Raw genomic sequence first — 4,264 nt, 5'->3', positions numbered from 1 at the left:
CGTCGCTCGTCCGGCGAACCGGTCACCGCGCGCACCTCGGTGTTGCTGGGCGACACCATGGGCGAGTTGCTGTTTCTGTATGCGCTGGCCGACAGTGTGCACGTCAAATCTCCTGCGTGATCTTATTGAGTAAACCCATGCACTACGGATGGTGCGGCTGGGGCGGCCGATCAGCACGATCCCGCCAAATCAGGGCGGGGCGCGGCATTTTGCAGGCGAACTTTGTACCCTTCAAGGGTTTATGACGGGTGACGGAAAATTAACTACAAGTCACCCCGTGACCGAATGTCGCAACCAATTGGGTTAAGCCCTTTAAGGCCGTGGCTTTTCGGGGATTTTGGCCAATTCCGGGAATTTTTACATCGGCGCGGTGAATGGGCTGTCATCGCTAGCGAATAGAGGCTCAAAGCCACGACTACAGGCGCTTGTGGGACGTTTGTACTGGATGTCGATACAGTCTGCGTATATGCGACAAATACTTATATCTGTAGGGCTTTTATTTAGCTGACTACGGGGTCAGTTAAACGCCGAAAGTCTCTATTCTCCTAGGTTGTAGCTGTGTGCCTGGTTTACCAGCCAGTCGCGAAAGGCCCTTAAAGACGCGGATTCGACCTTTCTCTCCGGAATCATCAGGTAGTAAGCCTTGATGCTCGACAGCGCCTGGGGGTTGGCAATCACCAAGCGCTTCTCCGCCAGTTCGCGCTGAATCAGGAATGGCGGAATCAACGCAATCCCCATGTCGTGCATGGCCGCCTGGGCAAGCATGGAGAATAGCTCGTAGCGCGGGCCTGTCATGTCGCGCGGGATATTAAGGTGCTGGGAGTTGAACCACTGGCGCCACGCGTAAGGGCGGGTGGTTTGTTGCAGCAGGGGCAATTCGGCGATTGTTTCCGCGCCAAGAGAGGCGTGTTTGCCGAGCAGGGTCGGGCTGCACACCGGCATCGGATTTTCGCCCATCAGCCTGTGGGATTCGGTACCTGACCAGTCGGCATCGCCAAAGTAGATAGCGGCGTCGAAATCGGTATCGGCAAACAGGAAGGGGCGCGTACGGTTCGTGAGATTGACCGTCACTTCCGGGTGTTTTTGCTGAAAGTCCTTGAGCCGTGGCAGCAGCCATTGAGTGCCGAATGTCGGCACCACGGCCAATTCAATGACGTTGGTGCCTTGCTGGCCCATTACCGACAAGGTGTCTCGCTCAACCGCATCGAGTTGGGTGGCCACCCGGCGACTGTAGGAAAGGCCAGCTTCCGTCAGCTTCACTCCACGCCGCGAGCGTCGGAACAGTTCGACACTGAGGAACTCCTCAAGACTGGCGATCTGTCGGCAAATAGCCCCTTGAGTGAGGGAAAGTTCCTGCGCGGCCTTGGTAAAGCTTTCGTGGCGAGCGGCTGCCTCAAAACTGATCAGGGCAGTTGTGCTGGGGATCTTTCTGCGCATGTACGTCAACCTCACTAATACATCGCATAAAAGACCTTTTGCGACGTCTCGGAGTGAGAAATTAGCACAACAGTATGCAAAATCCTCGTTTGCCGTGACGCCGAACCCGGCCTAGGATCAGTCCCACGTTATTTGACCCGATTCGAGAGGACACACTCATGGGCGGTAAAGCTAGCTTCAACTGGATCGATCCCCTGCTGCTGGATCAACAGCTCACCGAAGAAGAACGCATGATTCGCGATACCGCCGAGCAATTCGCTCAGCAGAAACTTGCCCCGCGCGTGCTTGAAGCTTTCCGTCATGAGAAGACTGACCCGGCGATTTTCCGCGAAATGGGTGAAGTGGGCTTGTTGGGCGCAACCATCCCTGAGCAGTACGGTGGCAGTGGCTTGAACTACGTCAGCTACGGCTTGATCGCTCGTGAAGTGGAGCGTGTCGATTCGGGTTATCGCTCGATGATGAGCGTGCAGTCTTCGCTGGTGATGGTGCCAATCAACGAGTTCGGTACCGAAGCCCAGAAGCAGAAGTACCTGCCGAAACTGGCGAGCGGTGAATGGATCGGCTGCTTCGGTCTGACAGAGCCCAACCACGGTTCCGACCCGGGCGCGATGATTACTCGTGCACGTAAAGTGGAAGGTGGCTACAGCCTGACCGGCAGCAAGATGTGGATCACCAACAGCCCGATCGCTGATGTGTTCGTGGTTTGGGGCAAGGACGATGCCGGCGACATTCGTGGCTTCGTGCTGGAAAAGGGCTGGAAAGGCCTGAGCGCTCCGGCGATTCACGGCAAAGTCGGCCTGCGTGCGTCGATCACCGGTGAGATCGTCATGGACAACGTGTTTGTTCCTGAAGAAAACATCTTCCCGGATGTCCGTGGCCTGAAAGGTCCGTTCACTTGCCTCAACTCGGCTCGTTATGGCATCTCGTGGGGCGCACTGGGCGCTGCCGAGTTCTGCTGGCACACCGCCCGCCAATACACCCTGGATCGTCAGCAGTTCGGTCGCCCATTGGCGGCCACTCAGTTGATCCAGAAGAAACTCGCCGACATGCAGACCGAAATCACTTTGGCTCTGCAAGGTTGCCTGCGTCTGGGCCGGATGAAAGATGAAGGCACGGCAGCGGTCGAGATCACTTCGATGATGAAGCGTAACTCCTGCGGCAAGTCGCTGGACATCGCTCGTATGGCGCGCGACATGTTGGGTGGCAACGGCATCTCTGACGAATTCGGGGTCGCTCGCCACCTGGTCAACCTGGAAGTGGTGAATACCTATGAAGGTACGCATGACGTCCACGCGCTGATCCTCGGTCGCGCGCAGACCGGCATCCAGGCGTTCTATTAAGAGGAGAACGTACATGGGCGCGCTTTCGCATCTGCGGGTACTGGATTTATCGCGGGTACTGGCCGGTCCTTGGGCCGGGCAGATCCTTGCGGACCTTGGCGCCGAAGTGATCAAGGTCGAGCGCCCGGGCAATGGCGATGACACGCGCGCCTGGGGGCCTCCCTTCCTGAAAGACGCCTATGGCGAGAACACCAGCGAGGCCGCTTATTACTTGTCGGCCAATCGCAACAAGCAATCGGTGACGATCGACTTCACGCGGCCGGAAGGCCAGAAGCTGGTGCGAGAGTTGGCGGCGAAGTCGGATATTTTGATCGAGAACTTCAAAGTAGGCGGTCTGGCGGCTTATGGGCTGGACTATGAATCGCTCAAGGCGATCAATCCGAATCTGATTTATTGCTCGATCACCGGGTTTGGTCAGACCGGTCCTTACGCCAAGCGCGCGGGTTATGACTTCATGATCCAGGGCTTGGGCGGCTTGATGAGCCTGACGGGGCGACCGGAAGGCGACGAGGGCGCAGGGCCGGTGAAAGTCGGCGTGGCGCTGACGGATATCCTGACCGGGCTTTATTCAACAGTGGCGATCCTTGCTGCGCTGGCGCATCGGGATCATGACGGTGGCGGTCAGCACATCGATATGGCGCTGCTTGATGTGCAGGTGGCCTGTCTCGCGAATCAGGCGATGAACTACCTGACGACAGGCAACGCTCCGAAACGCCTGGGCAATGCTCACCCGAACATCGTGCCTTATCAGGATTTTCCTACGGCGGATGGTGACTTCATCCTTACCGTGGGCAATGACGGGCAGTTCCGCAAGTTCGCTGAAGTGGCGGGCCAGCCTCAATGGGCAGACGATCCACGTTTTGCGACCAACAAACTCCGAGTGGCCAATCGGGCAGTGCTGATTCCGTTGATTCGCCAAGCGACCGTCTTCAAGACCACCGCTGAGTGGGTCCTGCAGTTGGAGCAAGCGGGTGTGCCGTGCGGTCCGATCAATGATCTGGCGCAGGTGTTTGAAGATCCGCAAGTGAAGGCGCGCGGGTTGGCCATTGAGCTGCCTCATGTTTTGGCGGGGATGGTGCCGCAGGTGGCGAGTCCGATTCGTTTGTCCGAGACGCCGGTGGAGTATCGTAATGCGCCGCCATTGCTGGGTGAGCATACGTTGGAGGTTCTGCAGCGTGTGTTGGGTTTGGATGCCTGTGCAGTGGCGGCTTTTAAAGAAGCAGGAGTGCTTTGAGGATTCCTTCTATATAGAGGGCTGTTTCGCTCTTCTATATAGAAGGGTTTGAGCTGTTTTCAGGCCTTCGGTAACTTATTGATAGAAAAGCCAAATCATTGCTTGACGGCAGATTCTGGACGTCTATAATTCGCCCCACTTCCGGCGCAGTCGAAACTGAAAACTCCTTGGTAAACAATGAGTTACGCAGTTTTCGGCAGTGAGTTGCTTCAGGTCATCGAAGCCGAAAGGGAGTTGAAAAAGAGGTGTTGAC

3 protein-coding genes and 1 pseudogene are annotated in these 4,264 nt (G+C 56.8%); 3 read left to right on the top strand and 1 reads right to left on the bottom strand.

Annotation, left to right across the window (positions count from 1 at the left end; translation table 11 throughout):
- A pseudogene (locus tag ACQKP4_RS28545) lies at nt 1-105 on the top strand (hypothetical protein); the annotation flags it as partial.
- Nucleotides 106-537: 432 nt separating this feature from the next.
- Here the strand turns inward: ACQKP4_RS28545 and ACQKP4_RS28540 are convergent.
- Nucleotides 538-1,437 (bottom strand): LysR family transcriptional regulator, encoded by a 900-nt coding sequence (locus ACQKP4_RS28540; RefSeq protein WP_427637382.1) that lies wholly within the window; start codon nt 1,435-1,437, stop codon nt 538-540.
- Between the two features lie 158 nt (nt 1,438-1,595).
- On the opposite strand from ACQKP4_RS28540, the gene ACQKP4_RS28535 reads away from it, so the two are divergent.
- A complete protein-coding gene (locus ACQKP4_RS28535; RefSeq protein ID WP_010465741.1) occupies nt 1,596-2,777 on the top strand; it encodes an acyl-CoA dehydrogenase in 1,182 nt (393 codons plus the stop codon).
- Between the two features lie 13 nt (nt 2,778-2,790).
- A complete protein-coding gene (locus ACQKP4_RS28530) occupies nt 2,791-4,011 on the top strand; it encodes a CaiB/BaiF CoA transferase family protein (RefSeq protein ID WP_427637381.1) in 1,221 nt (406 codons plus the stop codon).
- The last annotated feature ends 253 nt before the right edge of the window (nt 4,012-4,264 follow it).

This window comes from Pseudomonas sp. NPDC086278 (genome assembly GCF_050280905.1).
Taxonomy (GTDB): Bacteria; Pseudomonadota; Gammaproteobacteria; order Pseudomonadales; family Pseudomonadaceae; genus Aquipseudomonas.
The sequence above is the reverse complement of the archived record's forward strand: the minus strand, read 5'-3'. Positions and strand labels throughout refer to the sequence as shown.

Coding starts and splice junctions, on each gene's coding strand:
- ACQKP4_RS28530 (WP_427637381.1), top strand. CDS start 2,791: ATGGGCGCGCTTTCGCATCTGCGGGTACTGGATTTATCGCGGGTACTG.
- ACQKP4_RS28540 (WP_427637382.1), bottom strand. CDS start 1,437: ATGCGCAGAAAGATCCCCAGCACAACTGCCCTGATCAGTTTTGAGGCA.
- ACQKP4_RS28535 (WP_010465741.1), top strand. CDS start 1,596: ATGGGCGGTAAAGCTAGCTTCAACTGGATCGATCCCCTGCTGCTGGAT.